Genomic DNA, 14,190 nt, shown 5'->3' on the forward strand with positions numbered 1-14,190 from the left:
GGCTCAGGCCCTCCACGGCTTCCACCCGCTGGTGTCGAGCTCGATGTTGAACGGCTCGGGGAGGTGTACTGTCGCCCCGAAGTCCCAGGATTCCCGGTGGAGATAGGCGTTCGAGCCCTGATCCGGGATCGAGAAGAGCGTGGTGTTGGCGACCTTTGGGTCGCGGTCGACGAGAAGGTAGTAGGGAATGCCGACCCGTGCGTATCCCCACCACTTGGTCGGCTTTCGCAGGGCCTTGTCCCTGGCCGGTGGCCGGTCGTAGTCGGCCAGGTTCTTGGAGGTGACCTCTACGACCATTTCGATCTCGTCCGGCCTCAACTGGCTCTCGTCGGCGTCGCCGGCGGTTTCGAACACGCCGTCCTCCGCCACGATCAGGTCGGGGACGTAGCCTTGCTCGAACCCCGGAAGGTTGAGGGTCATCACCTGTCGGGATGTCCATGGGTAGGACGGGTCGGCGTACCTCGCCCGGTCGATCGCACTGGAGATGTAGTAGATCAGGTTGCCGTGCGACACCATGGGCGTGGGGGACACGACGATCTCTCCTCCGATGATTTCGGCCCGAGAACCCTCGGGTAGGTGGAGGAAGTCGTCGAGTTCGCCGCTTGCCCACAGCGCGTACGGCGTATCTGGAAGTGCCGCCCGGTAAGACGGCAACGTCTGGATGGTCACGTTCGGCGATCCTTCCCTCACGATCTGCTCCAGTCATCGTAGGGAACAAGTGTTCGGAGTGTAGGCGGATCCTTGCACTCGGTCATCGACACGTCGCGGCCCGATGGCTTCACGCTAGCGCGTTGGCCACTGGGTTGCTGAGGGGAGCGCTCGCGCCAGATGGTGCCGGAACCCGGGGTCAGCGGCTCAGGCGGGTGATGAACTTGTAGCGGTCGCCTCGGTAGAGGGACTGGGCCCATTCGACGGGCTGGCCCGTGGTGTCGAAGGCGTGGCGGGAGAGCAGGAGCATCGGGAGGCCCACGTCCACACCGAGGAGCTGGGCGTCGTGGGGGGTGGCGAGGACGGTCTCGATCGTCTCCTCGGCCTCGGTCAGGTGGACGTCGTAGGCCGTCGCGAGCGTCTCGTACAGGGAGTGGTGCCGGGACAGCTCGCGGCGCAGGCCGGGGAAGCGGCGGGCCGGGAGGTGCGAGGTGTCGATCGACATGGGCTCGCCGTCGGCGAGGCGGAGGCGGTGGACGCGCAGCACGCGGCCGCCCGGCCGGATGCACAGGAGCGTCGCGAGGCTCTCGTCCGCGCTGACGTAGCCGGCCTCCAGGATGCGGGTCTCGGGGCGCAGCCCGTGGTGCCGCATGTCCTCGGTGTAGCTGACGAGCTGGAGCTCCTGCGCGACCTTCGGCTTGGCGACGAAGGTCCCTTTGCCCTGGATGCGCTGGAGGCGCCCCTCGACGACGAGCTCGGCGAGCGCCTGCCGGACGGTGGTGCGGGACGTCTCGTACTTCTCGGCCAGCGTCCGCTCGGGCGGGAGCGGGCTGCCGGCGGGCAGCGACTGGATCAGCTCCACCAGCAGCTCTTTGAGCTTGTAGTACTTGGGGATGCGGGGCGCCTGGTTCGGGTGCCGCTTACCGATGCCCGCGAGCGCGGCCCGGTCGAACCCGTGCTCGAACCCGCCCCCGTGCCGGGGCCCGCCCCTGACCTCCGTCACGGCATCTCCTCACGTTCATCATCGGTTTCCCCCGATGTTATGCGTGCAGACTACGGCCGGTAGAGGAGGCGACTTCCGCCAGGGCCGCCCGGAGGCGTGTGAGGTCGGACTCCTCCAGCGTGGCGCGGGCGGTGAGGCGCAGGCAGGCGCGGCCCTTCGGGACGGACGGTGGACGGAAGCAGCCGACGCGGAGCCCGTGCTCAGCGCAGATCCCGGCGGCGCGCAGCGCGGCGTGCGGCTCACCGAGGAGGACGGGGACGACGGCGGCGGCCGGCGCGGCGGTCTCCAGGCCGGAACCGGCCGCGAGGTTTGCGATGCGCAGGGCCCGGTCACGTGCGCGGGCGGGCAGGCCGGGGTCGGATTCCAGCACGTCGAGGGCGGCGAGCGCGGCGCCCGCCGCGGGCGGGTTCAGGCCGGTGTCGAAGATGAACGAGCGCCCGGTGTCGACCAGCGTCTCGATCACCTCGGGCGCGCCGAGGACCGCGCCGCCCTGCGACGCGAGGGACTTCGACAGCGTCAGCGTCAGGACCACGTCGGGTTCGCCCGCGAGACCGGCGGCGTGCGCGGCGCCGCGGCCGTGCCCGCCCACGACACCGAGCGCGTGCGCCTCGTCGACGACCAGCAGCGCGCCGTGCGTCCGGGCGGCGGCGTGCAGCGCGTTCAGCGGCGCGAGGTCGCCGTCCACGGAGAACACCGCGTCGGTGACCACGATGGCGTCCTCTTCCTCACGGCAGGCGAGGGCCTCCTCGACGGCGGCCGCGTCCCGGTGCGGGACGATCACGACGCGGGCCCGCGACAGCCGGCACGCGTCCACGATCGAGGCGTGGTTGACCTGGTCGGACACGACGAGGGCGCCCGGCCCGGCCAGGGCGGTCACGGCGCCCAGGTTCGCCAGGAAACCGGAGGAGAAGACCAGCCCGGCGGCGCTGCCGGTGAACGCGGCGAGCCGCCGGTCGAGTTCGGCGTGCAGCTCCGTCGTGCCGGTGACCAGCCGCGAGCCGGTCGAACCGGTGCCCCACGCGCGGGCGGCGGCGCACGCGCCCTCCACCAGGCGGGGGTCGTCGGCCAGGCCCAGGTAGTCGTTGGACGCCAGGTCCGTCAGCCCGTCGGGACGGGGGCGCAGCGTCCGGCGCAGCCCGGCCCCGGCCCGCCGCGCCGCCGCGTCCCGGAGCCTGGCCAGGGGGTCTCGTCCTGCGGTCATGCCGGGAATCCTGCCAGGTCGCGCAGGGGCCGGGGCAGCAGCCCCGGCACCAAGGGGCATGGGCGATGATGGTCGCGTGCCTACCTTGACCGATCTGGTCCGTGATCACACCGATCTCACCGAGACCGACCTGGAATGGCTGCACGCGCTCGTGTCCGACTGGCAGCTCCTCGCCGACCTGTCCTTCGCGGACCTGCTGCTGTGGGTGCCGCTGCGGTCGGCGGACGCGCTGCCCGCCGAGGGGGCGTCGTCCCGCGGCCGGCGGGGCCGGATGGACACCGGCGCCGCCGTGCCCGGCTGGGTGGCGATCGCGCAGATGCGCCCCACGACCGGCCCGACCGCCTACCCCGAGGACCTCGTCGGCAAGGTCGTCCGGACGGGGCGCCGCGGCCTCATCGACGTGGCATGGCGGGAGCGCCGGATCGTCCGGGAGGGCGACCCCGAGTGGGGCAGCGGCATCCCCGTCCGGGAGGAGTCGATCCCGGTGCGGCGCGGCGCCAAGATCCTCGGGGTGATCCAGCGCAGCACGAACCTCAGTTCGGCGCGCACCCCGTCCCGGCTGGAGCTGACCTACCTGCAGAGCGCCAGCGACCTCGCCACGATGATCGCCGAGGGCCGGTTCCCGGTGCCGGGCGAGGAGCCGAACATGGTCCGCTCGCCGCGCGTCGGCGACGGGCTGATGCGCCTCGACCGGTCCGGCAAGGTCACCTACGCCAGCCCGAACGCGCAGTCGGCGTACCGGCGGCTCGGCTACCCCACCGACCTCGTCGGCGAGGCGCTCGGCCAGATCACCGCGGACCTGTGCGACACCGGCGAGCCGATGGAGGAGGCGCTCAGCGTCGTGCTGTCCGGCCGGGCGCCCCGCGAGGTCGAGGTCGAGTCGCGCGGGTCGATCATGCAGCTGCGGACGATCCCGCTCGTCGTCGGCGGCACGCGGATCGGCGCGATCGTGCTGTGCCGGGACGTCACCGAGCTGCGCTGGCGGGACCGGGAGCTGATGACCAAGGACGCCACCATCCGCGAGATCCACCACCGGGTGAAGAACAACCTGCAGACGGTCGCCGCGCTGCTGCGGCTGCAGGCCCGGCGGCTGCGGATCCCGGAGGGGCGCGCCGCGCTGGACGAGGCGGTCCGCCGCGTCGGGTCCATAGCCATCGTGCACGAGACCCTGTCGCACACCCCGGACGAGCTGATCGACTTCGACGACATCGCGGACCGCGTGATCACCATGGCGGGGGAGGTGTCGACGCCGGAGACCAAGGTCGCCCCGAAGCGGACCGGCAGCTTCGGCGTGCTGCCCGCCGAGATCGCGACACCGCTGGCGATGGCGCTCACCGAGCTGCTGCAGAACGCCCTGGAGCACGGCCTCGCCAACCGGTTCGGGACGCTGGAGGTCGTCGCCCGCCGGCACGGCGAGGGGGACAAGCGCCGCGAGCCGAGCGGGGTGGAGGTGTGGGGGGAGTGGCCGGCGCCGGGGGCGCACGAGCCCCGCGCCCCGCACGAGGAGGAGAGCGGGGAGGAACCGTCGGGGCGCCGGCTGGTGACGGTGGTCGCCGACGACGGCGTCGGGCTGCCCGCCGACTTCGACGTGGAGAGCGCGACGAGCCTCGGCCTGCAGATCGTCCGCACGCTGATCGTGGGGGAGCTGGGCGGCCGGCTGGACTTCCGTCCTCGTCCCGGCGGGGGCACCGAGGTGGTCGTCGACATCCCCCTGGACCACAACCACCGGCCGGGACGGGCCTGATCGGCGGCCGGTCACTCAGTCGGTGTCGTCAGTACGGTGTCCCGTTACTGCACCCGGAGTGACCGGCCGCGACGAGGGTTCTTCAGCGGCGGACGCTGAGGGCGCTGCGGCCGGCGCGGGCGCGGCGCTTGAGGGCGCGGCGCTCGTCCTCTCCCATGCCGCCCCAGACGCCCGACTCCTGGCCGGATTCCAGGGCCCAGCGCAGGCACGCGTCGGTCACGTCGCACCGGCGGCATACCTGCTTGGCCTCTTCGATCTGCAGGATCGCGGGGCCGGTGTTGCCGATCGGGAAGAACAGCTCGGGGTCCACGTCACGGCAGGCTGCGCGGTGGCGCCAGTCCATGCGGTCCACTCCTTCGTCAGGTGGTGGAGAAACTCCACTTTTGTGAACGGTTTCACATGTCGCGGAACTCCCAGGAGGCTGTGACCAGGTCCAGGGGTGGATGTTCGGCGGCGCCGCGCGCGGGGGACCGGCGGCGTTGGGGTCCCCGTCCAGCGGGCGCACTTTGAGCGTGTCAGGGCGGCGCGGGGCGACGCAAGACCTTTGAGAAAGGATTCTCAAAGTATGGGTGTCGCATGTGTCACACCCGTGGGACGAACGTGTTACTTGGCTCTCACCTGGCCACCCATGCGCCGCGAATGACTCCCCGCCGCGCCCGCGGAGCGCCACTCAAATGACGATGCGTATCGCCTTCGGAACCGACCGGAACGTCACGCTCCGCTGTTCGCCGAGGTAGTCGCCGTCCAGCTGAAAGGCCACCGGGCGGTCCGCGCGCAACGTGACCTCGGCCGCATCGTGGACGTTCACGACCTGCCGTCCCTGCAGCGGACGCGTGCGCGAGGTCAGCATCTGGACCAGCGCGCCCACCGTCGGGCCGACCCGCAGCGAACGCATCCCGAACACGTCCAGACCGCGCCCGAAGTGCGCCTTCGGACTCGGATTCACCGGCAGCCGGCCCATGAAAGTCCACGGCGAGGTATTCGAGACGAACGCCAGGAACAGCCCCGGAATCGGGGGGCGTCCGGGCCGTTCCAAAGTGAGCGCGGGACGCCGCCGATCGGTGCCGGAGAAGAAATGCCGGACGGCGGTCCGCACATACAGTGACGGGTCCGCGCGGACCCCGGCGTCGCGCCGCCGCTCCACCTCCCGGACGACCTCCGCGTCCAGCCCGACGCCCGCGCAGAACGTGAAGTACCGCTCGCCGCCGTCCGGCAGCGACGCCGTCCCGAGCCCCACCGTCCGGTGCCGGCCCGCCCGCAGCGCCTCCAGCACCGCCGTCGTCGCGCCGATCGGGTCGTCCGGCAGCCCGAGCGCGCGGGCGAACACGTTCGCGCTCCCGCACGGCAGCACCGCCAGCGCCGGGAGATCGGGGGACGGGCCGTCCGCGAGCAGGCCGTTGACGGCCTCGTTCACCGTGCCGTCCCCGCCGAGCGCGATCACGACGTCGTAGCCGTCCGCGGCCGCCTGCCGGGCCAGCTCGGTCGCGTGGCCGCGGTGGCCGGTCTCGGCGAGCACGAGGTCGAGGTCACCGGTGAAGGCCCGCATGAGGATGCCGCGGGCCCTCCGGGAGGTGGAGGTCGCCTTGGGGTTGGCGATGAGCATGGCGCGCACGTGCGCAAGGGTAGGGGACGCGCGAGGGTAGGGGACGCGCAGGTGAGCGGGACGAGTAGGGTTCAGGGTGTGAGGAAGCGCCCCAGCACCGTGCAGGCCGCCGCCGCCCTGGAGGGCGCGGAGGGCCTCGCCGCCGTCGGTTTCGGCGTCTACACCGGTGTGGAGACGGCCATCGGCGCCGCCGTCGACCCCCCGAGCGCGATCGGGGTCACCGTCCTCGCCCTCGCCGGCGGGATCGGCATGCTCGCCTGCGCCCGCGGCCTGCTGCGCGCCGACCAGTGGAGCCGCGCCCCCACGGTCCTCACCCAGCTGTTCGCGCTGCCGATCGCCTGGTCGATGTGGCAGAGCGACCGCCCCGGCATCGCGATCCCGATGGGCGTGGTCGCCGCGCTCGCGCTGATCACCGTCCTCAGCCCGCCGAGCACCGCCTGGCTGATCGAGGACCACGACGACGCCGAGGACGCCGGCGAGGCCGCGCCGAAGGTCGCCGAACCCGTGCCGGCGGCACCGGCGGAGCCCGCGGAACCCCGCTCGCTGGGCCGGCGGCTCATGGACCGCCTCAAAGAGCAGCCCACCAAGAACTGACCCGCCGAGAACCGGCCGCGGACACCGAAGGGCCCCGGGAACGAACCCGGGGCCCTTCGCGCGTTCTCACTCGTCGGCGGTGAGGCCCTCGCGGAGCTGCGCCAGCGTGCGGGCGAGCAGCCGGGACACGTGCATCTGGGAGATGCCGAGCTCCGCGGCGATCTGCGACTGCGTCATGTTGCCGAAGAACCGCAGCAGCAGGATCTTCTTCTCCCGCGCGGGCAGCTTCTCCAGCAGCGGCTTGAGGGACTCGCGGTACTCGACGCCCTCCAGCGACTCGTCGACCATGCCGAGCGAGTCGGCGACCGCGGGGGCGTCCTCGTCGCCGGAGTCGGGGGCGTCCAGGGACACGGTGGAGTAGGCGTTCGCCGACTCCAGGCCCTCCAGCACCTCCTCCTCGCTCATCTGCAGGTGCGCGGCCAGTTCGCTCACCGTCGGCGCGCGGCCCTCGCGCTGCGCGAGGTCGCTGATCGCCTTGGTCAGCGACAGCTTCAGCTCCTGCAGCCGGCGCGGCACGCGCACCGCCCAGCCCTTGTCGCGGAAGTGCCGCTTGATCTCGCCGACGATCGTGGGCGTCGCGTACGTGGAGAACTCCACGCCGCGCTCCAGGTCGAACCGGTCGATCGACTTGATCAGGCCGATGGTGGCGACCTGGATCAGGTCGTCCAGCCATTCGCCGCGGTTGCGGAAGCGGCGGGCGAGGTACTCCACCAGCGGCAGGTGCAGCTCGACGAGCTGGTCCCGGATGCGCTGGCGCTCCGGATCGCCCTCCGGAAGCTCGGCGAGGCGCTCGAACAGGGCACGCGCCCGGGCCCGGTCGGGCACCGCGGACTCCGACCGCTCGGTGCTCGCGCCCGCGACCGCGGTCGTCTCCTCCGTCGTCGTCTTCTCCGTCACGGGGCCCCCGCCGCGCCGCGCCGCTTCTGCAGCGTCACGGTGACCCGGTCGTCGGCGCCCACCTCGGCGTCCACCTCGCCCGCCAGGGACGACAGGACCGTCCAGGCGAAGGTGTCGCGGCTGGGCTCCTCCCCGTCCACGGTGAGCACCGACACGGAGATGCGCACGGCGTCCCCGGTCAGCTCGAACTCGCATGTCAGGTCGGTCCCGGGCAGGGCCTGGGCGAGCAGCATCGCGCACGCCTCGTCCACGGCGATGCGCAGGTCCTCTATTTCGTCCAGCGTGAAGTCGAGCCTGGCCGCGAGTCCCGCGGTCGCCGTCCGCAGCACGGACAGGTAGGCGCTCGCGGCCGGCAGCCTCACCGTCACCACATCGCGGACGGACAACTTCGTACTGGCCGGCATTGCAGCGGTTTCCTCGGTCACGTCACTCCCTCGCAGGATGGTCCCGCTGCTTCGAAACTACCGCCTGCGGGGCCCTGCCGGAGACTCCGGCGCGCGTGGCTTTCTTACGAACGCGGCACCGACCTCAGCCGACGCGTCCCAAACCTCCGGCGGGCGAGGCGTGAGTCACGCCCGCGCTCGCCCCCTACCTCCCGTTCGAATACCCTGCCGGGGTGATTCGGTATGCGACCCCAGACGACGTCCCGGAGATCTTGCGGCTGATCCGCGAGCTGGCGGACTACGAGCGCTCCCTCCACGAGGTGAAGGTCACCGAGGAGCAGTTGCGGGACAGGCTCTTCGGCGACGACCCGAAGGTCTTCGCGCACGTCGTCGAGCACGAGGGAAGGATCGTCGGCTTCTCCGTCTGGTTCCTCACCTTCTCCACGTGGAACGGCACGCACGGCATCTATCTGGAGGACCTGTTCGTCGAGCCGGACGTCCGCGGCCACGGCTACGGCAAGGCCCTGCTCACCGAGCTGACCCGCATCGCGGACGCCCGAGGCTACGAACGCGTCGAATGGGCCGTCCTCAAGTGGAACGAACCGACCATCGCCTTCTATGAGTCCCTCGGCGCCCGCCCGCAGGACGAGTGGGCGGTCTACCGCCTCACCGGCGACGCCCTCACCAAGGCCGCCCGCTCCTGAGACGGCAGAGGCCCGACCAGCCGCCGGTCGGGCCTCACCATTCGTGCGGGTCAGGACTGCTTGGTCTCCCAGAAGATCTTGTCGATCTCAGCGATCTTGCCCAGCAGGTCCTCGGCGACCTTGACGTCCATGGTGGCCTTGGTGCCGCCGCCACCGCCGGCGAGCTTGGTGGCCTCGTTGAACAGCTGGTGCAGCTGCGGGTACTTCTCGAAGTGCGGCGGCTTGAAGTAGTCGGTCCAGAGCACCCACAGGTGCTCCTTGACCAGCTGGCTGCGCTGCTCCTTGATCAGGATCGCCCGGGCGCGGAACTCCGGGTCCTCGTTGGCGGCGTACTTCTCGCAGATCGCCTTGACCGACTCGGCTTCGATCCGGGCCTGCGCCGGGTCGTAGACGCCGCACGGCAGGTCGCAGTGCGCGGACACCGTGGTCTTCGGGCGCAGAAGCTTGAGCAACACCTGCGAATCCCTTCCCTCGTTGCGGATCATGCTCAGGGCACCGACATTACCCTTGTGTCCCTGGGCCCGTCCGGCCAGGGCGCTCGGTATTTCGGCCTAAGACCCGGGCCGCGCGCGGCCCGGAGCCCTACGGAGAGTGTCATCACCGCGGTCCGCCGATGTATGCGGACGCACGAGGAGGAGCATGCGGATCCGCAGGCCGCGCCGTCCGGTGCTCTGGGGCCTCGCCGCCGCCGCCGTGCTCGCGGCGGCCGGGGCCCGGCGGCTGCGCACGGTCGAGGTCACCGGGGAGTCGATGCTGCCGGGCCTGCGTCCGGGCGACTGGCTCATCGTCCGCGCCGGGGCCTGTCCCCGGCCGGGGGCCGTCGTCGTCGCCGGGCATCCGCGGCGTCCCGGGCTCCTCATCGTCAAGCGCGCCTCGCACCGCACCGATGAGGGCTGGTGGCTGGAGAGCGACAACCAGCGCGCCCCTGGGCGCAGCGACAGCTGGGACTTCGGCGCCGTCCCGGACGCGCTCGTGACGGGACGCGTCCTGGCCCGCTACCGGCCTCTCCCGCCGAAGCCCGTGCGGCGATCCCGGCGGGGACGGCGATGAACCGGCCGAAAGTACGACCGCTTCCGGGGCGCACCGTCCTTTAGGCCGGTGAGCGTCGGCGGGGCCGTTGGCGACGATGCGGTCATGCCACATGGAGATCCGGTCCCGATGTTGCACGCCGAGGGACTGACGAAACGCTATGGCCGCCGGCGGGCGGCGCTGAGCGGAGTCGACCTGCGCGTTCCGGCCGGACGCGTCGTAGGCCTGGTGGGGCCGAACGGGGCGGGGAAGTCGACGCTGCTGAACATGGCCTGCGGGCTGCTGGAGCCGTCGTCGGGCTCGCTGCGCGTGCTGGGGTCCCCGCCGGCCGCGAGCGCCGCGCACCTGGCCAGGGTCGGGTTCGTCGCGCAGAACACCCCCGTCTACCCGTCGTTCAGCGTGGCCGACCACCTGCGTCTGGGGGCGCGCCTGAACCCGTCCTGGGACCAGGGCATGGCCGAGCGGCGGATCGCGCAGGTCGGGCTCGACCCCGCCCAGAAGGCGGGACGGCTGTCGGGCGGCCAGCGCGCGCAACTGGCGCTGACGGTCGCCGCCGCCAAACGTCCCGAACTGCTGGTCTTCGACGAGCCGGCCGCCGCGCTGGACCCGCTGGCGCGCCGCGGCTTCCTGGCGAGCCTCATGGAGTTCGTCACCGAACTCGGCGCCGGTGCCGTGCTGTCGTCGCATCTGCTCGGCGACATCGAGCAGGTCTGCGACTACCTCATCGTGCTGTGCGACGCGCGCGTCCAGGTCGCCGGGGACGTCCGCGACCTGCTGGCCGGCCACCACCGGCTGGCCGTGCCGCACGGCGATCCCGGTCGGCTGCCCGCGGGCGTCGAGGTCGTCCGGGCCGAGCAGGGCGGGGCCATCGTGCGCACCGCCCTGCCGCCGTCGGAGATCCCGGCGCAGACCGGGCCCGTCACGCTCGAAGAGCTGGTGCTCGCCTACATGTCGCGGGTGGACGCGCCCGCCGCCCGGGTCGGCGCGGTCGCCGGGGAGGATGCGCGATGATCTGGTTGAACTGGCGGCAGTTCCGCCTCCACGCGCTCGTCGCGGCCATCGGGCTCGCAGTGATCGCCGCCTACCTGCTGTACCTCGGCATGGACATCCGGGACGCGCACGACGTCTACCGGTCCCGGTGCGCCGACCCCGCCGCGTGCGCCCAGGCCGAGAGCCAGTTTCAGGGCGCCTACCGGAGCATGCTGCTGTTCATGGCCGCCGGCCTCGGGCTGATCCCCGTCGTCCTCGGCGCGTTCTGGGGAGCACCGCTGATCGCCAGGGAACTGGAACTCGGCACCCAGCGGCTGGTGTGGAGCCAGAGCGTGACCCGCCGCCGATGGCTGATCGCCAGGATGGCGTTCACCGCCCTGGCCGCGATGACCGTGACGGGCCTGGCCGCCCTGCTGCTCACCTGGGCGGCGGCCCCGTACGACCAGGTCGCCTCCGACCGGTTCGGGACGATCGAGTTCGGCGCCCGCAACATCGCCCCGATCGGCTACGCCTTCCTCGCCTTCACCCTCGGCACCACGATCGGGCTCCTCGTCCGCCGGACGCTCCCGGCGATGGCCATCACGGGCGTGGTCTTCCTCGCCGTCCAGTTCACGGTGCCGAACATGGTGCGGCCGCACCTCCTGCCATCGGAGAAGGCGACGCTGCCGATGACCGCCCAGGTCATCAACGGGGCCAAGAACCTGGGCAGCATCACCGGCGCCCCGGTCATCGGCGGCTTGCAGGTTCCCGGTGCACCCGACGCGTGGATCAGCGACACCAGCCCGATGCGCACCGCCGACGGGCGGACGCTCGGCGAGGAGAAGTTCAACGCGTGTCTCGACACCCCGTCCAAGACCGGTGCCGGCGGCACGTTCGGTGACGCCGCGGTGTGCCTGTCCGCGCTCGACCTGCATGTCGACATCGAGTACCAGCCCGGCGACCGCTACTGGTACTTCCAACTGGCCGAGACGGGGCTCTACCTGCTGACCGGCGCGTTCCTGACCGCCATCGCCCTGCGCCGCATCAGGCGCGTGTGAGGAACTCATGGAGAACAACCGCGGAAATGCCGTACTGCTCAACACGGGGCTCGGCCTGATCTTCGCCCTGGGCATCGCCTTCACGGCGTTCATGCTCGCCGTCAGCTGGGGCGGCGCCTCCTGGGTCTTCACCACTGCCGTCGCGGTGGCGGTGTGCGGGCTGGCCCTGCTGCGAGGGCACCAGAGGGTGTGGCCTGCGGCGGCGGGCCTGGCCGTGGCGGTGGGAGCCGTGGGCGTGTCCTCGGCGACGGAACTGCCGCAGGAGCCCGCCCCCATGACGGCTCTGGCCCTTGCCGTCCTCATCGGCTCCGCGCTCAGGGCCCGGCCGGCGCCATCGGCCGCCTGCGTCGCGGTGGGCGGCGTCATCGTGATCGGGCTCGCCTGGTTCTCCGGCCCCTCCGCCGTGACGGTGCTCGCCACGATCTTGATGGCGGGCGGGCTCGCCGTCGGCCCGCTGCTGCGCGTGCTGGCGCCCGTCCGGACGTCCGGCGCGCCGATAACCTGGCGCACATGACCGTTCCGGCGGGATGGGTCCGGGGGCTCTCCGTGACCGGGCTCGGCGCCGCGTTCCTCACGGCGATCACCGTGCAGGCCGCCGCCATCGCGCAGAGCTGGGGGAGCTGGTACTGGGCGCCGGGCTGCGCCTTCGCGGCGGCGGTCTGCCTCACGGCCCTGGCCGGGCTGCGCCGACCGCTACGGCCGGCCGTCGCGGGGCTCGTCCTCGCGGCGGCGGCCATCGCGACCACCCGGCTGAGCGGCTCCGACCTCCCCGCCGAACCCAGCCCGGCCATGGCCCTGGGGCTGGCGGTGCTGACCGCCTCGGCCCTGCGGACCCTCCCCGCGGCCCCGGCCGCCGCCATCGCGGCCGCCGGACCGGTGCTGATCATCGCCGGTCAGCTGGCCGCCGGGCCGCCGTTCTCCGAGCTCGCGGCCGTGACGGTGCTGGACGGCCCGATCTGGCTGGCCGCCGTCGGCATCGGGCTGTCGCTGCGGATCCTGGACGCGCGGGCGCGCATGACCGCAGAGCAGGTCCGGCGGGAGGAGCGGCTGGAGCTGGCCCGGGAACTGCACGACGTCGTCGCGCACCACATCACGGGCATGGTGCTCCAGGCGCAGGGCGCCCAGGTGGTCGCGCGGCGGAACCCGGAGCAGGTGGGCGAGTACCTCGCCGAGATGGAGACCGCGGGCACCGACGCCCTGGCCGCGATGCGACGGGTCGTCGGACTCCTCCGCGACACCGACGACGCGGCGCCCGCGCACCCCGGACCGGAGGGCCTCGGCGCACTCGTCGAGCGCTTCGCCCGCCAGGGCCCCGAGGTCGCGTTGACCATGCCGGACGAGAACGAGTGGCCGCCGGAGGTGACCAGCACCGTGTACCGCGTCGCGCAGGAGGCGCTGACCAACGTCTTGCGGCACGCGCCCAAGGCCCGATCGGTCACGGTCACCGTCGAGCAGAGCGCACAGGACGTCGCCATCGAGGTCGCCGACGACGCGCCGCCGCCCGTGGCCCGGCACCCCCACCGCGGCTACGGCCTCATCGGCATGCGCGAACGCGTCGAGTCGCTCGGCGGCTCGCTGCAGGCGGGGCCACGCCCCGGCAGCGGCTGGTCCGTGCGCGCGACGCTGCCCACGGGGGAGCCCCGGTGACGATCTCGGTTCTGCTCGCCGACGACCAGGCGATGGTCCGCAGAGGGCTGCGACTGATTCTGGAAGACGAGCCCGACATCACGGTCGTGGGGGAGGCGTCCGACGGCGCCGAGGCGGTCGCCCTGGCGCGCAGGCTGCGTCCGGACGTGTGCCTGGTCGACATCAGGATGCCCAAGCTCGACGGCATCGAGGTGACCCGCGCCCTGGCAGGCCCGAAGACCACCGACCCGATGCGAGTCGTCGTGGTCACCACCTTCGACCTGGACGAGTACGTCTACGGGGCGCTGCGCGGCGGCGCGGCGGGCTTCATCCTCAAGGACGCGGGGCCGGCGCTCCTGGTGGAGGCGGTCCGCGCCGCCCACAACGGAGAAGCGCTGGTATCGCCCTCCGTCACCGTCCGCCTGCTGCGGCACCTGACGGCTACCTCAGCACCGCCGCGCACCGCTCAACCGCCGCCCTTGTCCGACCGCGAACTCGACGTCGTCCGAGCCCTGGCCCGCGGCCGCACCAACCAGGAGATCGCCGCGGAGCTGTTCATCTCGCTCAGCACGGTCAAGAGCCACCTCTCCGCCGTCCAGACCAAACTGGGCGTGCGCAACCGCGTCGGAATAGTCACCTGGGCCTGGGAGAACCGCCTGGTAGACCCGTCCTGACCCACCGACCGCCGGGCGAATCAGCGGCCGGGGTCGGGGGTGGGGACGGTTATCCGG

Annotated in this window: 17 protein-coding genes; 9 read left to right on the forward strand and 8 right to left on the reverse strand. The window is 72.3% G+C overall.

Features of this window, described 5'->3' with window-relative positions:
• Positions 1-3 precede the first annotated feature (3 nt).
• From E1284_RS17710 to E1284_RS17720, 3 genes are all read right to left on the reverse strand, one after another.
• Positions 4-669: a Uma2 family endonuclease gene (locus E1284_RS17710; RefSeq protein WP_165965317.1), complete on the reverse strand. Its 666-nt coding sequence runs from the start codon at positions 667-669 to the stop codon at positions 4-6.
• 178 nt (positions 670-847) lie between these two features.
• Positions 848-1,576, reverse strand: a complete 729-nt coding sequence (locus tag E1284_RS17715; RefSeq protein ID WP_131940268.1) for a GntR family transcriptional regulator — start codon at positions 1,574-1,576, stop codon at positions 848-850.
• Between the two features lie 112 nt (positions 1,577-1,688).
• A complete protein-coding gene (locus E1284_RS17720; protein WP_131940239.1) occupies positions 1,689-2,852 on the reverse strand; it encodes an 8-amino-7-oxononanoate synthase in 1,164 nt (387 codons plus the stop codon).
• Positions 2,853-2,928: 76 nt separating this feature from the next.
• On the opposite strand from E1284_RS17720, the gene E1284_RS17725 reads away from it, so the two are divergent.
• Complete coding sequence (locus tag E1284_RS17725; RefSeq protein ID WP_131940241.1) at positions 2,929-4,596, forward strand: sensor histidine kinase; 1,668 nt, start codon at positions 2,929-2,931, stop codon at positions 4,594-4,596.
• 82 nt (positions 4,597-4,678) lie between these two features.
• On the opposite strand, the gene E1284_RS17730 is transcribed toward E1284_RS17725, so the two are convergent.
• Both E1284_RS17730 and E1284_RS17735 read right to left on the reverse strand, forming a co-directional pair.
• Positions 4,679-4,939, reverse strand: a complete 261-nt coding sequence (locus E1284_RS17730; RefSeq protein ID WP_131940243.1) for a WhiB family transcriptional regulator — start codon at positions 4,937-4,939, stop codon at positions 4,679-4,681.
• 327 nt (positions 4,940-5,266) lie between these two features.
• Entirely contained in the window at positions 5,267-6,208 is a 942-nt protein-coding gene (locus tag E1284_RS17735; RefSeq protein WP_131940246.1) for a diacylglycerol/lipid kinase family protein, read from the reverse strand.
• A 69-nt stretch (positions 6,209-6,277) separates the two neighbouring features.
• Here E1284_RS17735 and E1284_RS17740 point away from each other — a divergent pair, with 69 nt between their 5' ends.
• Positions 6,278-6,793: a hypothetical protein gene (locus tag E1284_RS17740; protein WP_207923815.1), complete on the forward strand. Its 516-nt coding sequence runs from the start codon at positions 6,278-6,280 to the stop codon at positions 6,791-6,793.
• Positions 6,794-6,859: 66 nt separating this feature from the next.
• On the opposite strand, the gene E1284_RS17745 is transcribed toward E1284_RS17740, so the two are convergent.
• Complete coding sequence (locus E1284_RS17745) at positions 6,860-7,618, reverse strand: RNA polymerase sigma factor SigF (RefSeq protein ID WP_026401215.1); 759 nt, start codon at positions 7,616-7,618, stop codon at positions 6,860-6,862.
• Positions 7,619-7,686: 68 nt separating this feature from the next.
• Positions 7,687-8,115, reverse strand: a complete 429-nt coding sequence (locus tag E1284_RS17750) for an ATP-binding protein (RefSeq protein ID WP_131940248.1) — start codon at positions 8,113-8,115, stop codon at positions 7,687-7,689.
• 191 nt (positions 8,116-8,306) lie between these two features.
• Here E1284_RS17750 and E1284_RS17755 point away from each other — a divergent pair, with 191 nt between their 5' ends.
• On the forward strand, positions 8,307-8,777 hold the full coding sequence (locus tag E1284_RS17755) for a GNAT family N-acetyltransferase (protein ID WP_131940250.1): 471 nt from the start codon (positions 8,307-8,309) through the stop codon (positions 8,775-8,777).
• A 50-nt stretch (positions 8,778-8,827) separates the two neighbouring features.
• On the opposite strand, the gene sodN is transcribed toward E1284_RS17755, so the two are convergent.
• Positions 8,828-9,232, reverse strand: a complete 405-nt coding sequence (gene sodN / locus E1284_RS17760; protein ID WP_207923816.1) for a superoxide dismutase, Ni — start codon at positions 9,230-9,232, stop codon at positions 8,828-8,830.
• Between the two features lie 184 nt (positions 9,233-9,416).
• On the opposite strand from sodN, the gene sodX reads away from it, so the two are divergent.
• The 6 genes from sodX to E1284_RS17790 all read left to right on the forward strand — a co-directional run bounded on the left by sodX (position 9,417) and on the right by E1284_RS17790 (position 14,133).
• The gene (gene sodX, locus E1284_RS17765; RefSeq protein ID WP_131940253.1) at positions 9,417-9,827 is read left to right on the forward strand and encodes a nickel-type superoxide dismutase maturation protease; all 411 of its coding nucleotides are present in this window, start codon (positions 9,417-9,419) and stop codon (positions 9,825-9,827) included.
• A 108-nt stretch (positions 9,828-9,935) separates the two neighbouring features.
• The gene (locus tag E1284_RS17770) at positions 9,936-10,817 is read left to right on the forward strand and encodes an ABC transporter ATP-binding protein (RefSeq protein ID WP_131940255.1); all 882 of its coding nucleotides are present in this window, start codon (positions 9,936-9,938) and stop codon (positions 10,815-10,817) included.
• Positions 10,814-11,833 carry an ABC transporter permease subunit gene (locus E1284_RS17775; RefSeq protein ID WP_131940257.1) on the forward strand — a complete coding sequence of 340 codons (1,020 nt, stop codon included), beginning with the start codon at positions 10,814-10,816 and terminating at the stop codon, positions 11,831-11,833. Before E1284_RS17770 ends, E1284_RS17775 begins: the two co-directional genes overlap by 4 nt.
• A gap of 7 nt (positions 11,834-11,840) precedes the next feature.
• On the forward strand, positions 11,841-12,347 hold the full coding sequence (locus E1284_RS17780) for a metal transporter (protein ID WP_131940259.1): 507 nt from the start codon (positions 11,841-11,843) through the stop codon (positions 12,345-12,347).
• Entirely contained in the window at positions 12,344-13,480 is a 1,137-nt protein-coding gene (locus E1284_RS17785; protein WP_131940261.1) for a sensor histidine kinase, read from the forward strand. The genes E1284_RS17780 and E1284_RS17785 overlap by 4 nt, the downstream gene beginning before the upstream one ends.
• Positions 13,477-14,133: a response regulator transcription factor gene (locus E1284_RS17790; RefSeq protein ID WP_131940263.1), complete on the forward strand. Its 657-nt coding sequence runs from the start codon at positions 13,477-13,479 to the stop codon at positions 14,131-14,133. The genes E1284_RS17785 and E1284_RS17790 overlap by 4 nt, the downstream gene beginning before the upstream one ends.
• Positions 14,134-14,190: the final 57 nt, after the last annotated feature.

The sequence above is a fragment of the Actinomadura bangladeshensis genome (genome assembly GCF_004348335.1).
Classification (GTDB): domain Bacteria; phylum Actinomycetota; class Actinomycetes; order Streptosporangiales; family Streptosporangiaceae; genus Spirillospora; species Spirillospora bangladeshensis.

What these genes read in the sequence shown, in the direction of transcription:
- E1284_RS17730 (WP_131940243.1), bottom strand. Translation starts at nt 4,939, where the DNA reads ATGGACTGGCGCCACCGCGCAGCCTGCCGTGACGTGGACCCCGAGCTG.
- E1284_RS17775 (WP_131940257.1), top strand. Translation starts at nt 10,814, where the DNA reads ATGATCTGGTTGAACTGGCGGCAGTTCCGCCTCCACGCGCTCGTCGCG.
- E1284_RS17785 (WP_131940261.1), top strand. Translation starts at nt 12,344, where the DNA reads ATGACCGTTCCGGCGGGATGGGTCCGGGGGCTCTCCGTGACCGGGCTC.
- E1284_RS17770 (WP_131940255.1), top strand. Translation starts at nt 9,936, where the DNA reads ATGTTGCACGCCGAGGGACTGACGAAACGCTATGGCCGCCGGCGGGCG.
- E1284_RS17720 (WP_131940239.1), bottom strand. Translation starts at nt 2,852, where the DNA reads ATGACCGCAGGACGAGACCCCCTGGCCAGGCTCCGGGACGCGGCGGCG.
- sodX (WP_131940253.1), top strand. Translation starts at nt 9,417, where the DNA reads ATGCGGATCCGCAGGCCGCGCCGTCCGGTGCTCTGGGGCCTCGCCGCC.
- E1284_RS17780 (WP_131940259.1), top strand. Translation starts at nt 11,841, where the DNA reads ATGGAGAACAACCGCGGAAATGCCGTACTGCTCAACACGGGGCTCGGC.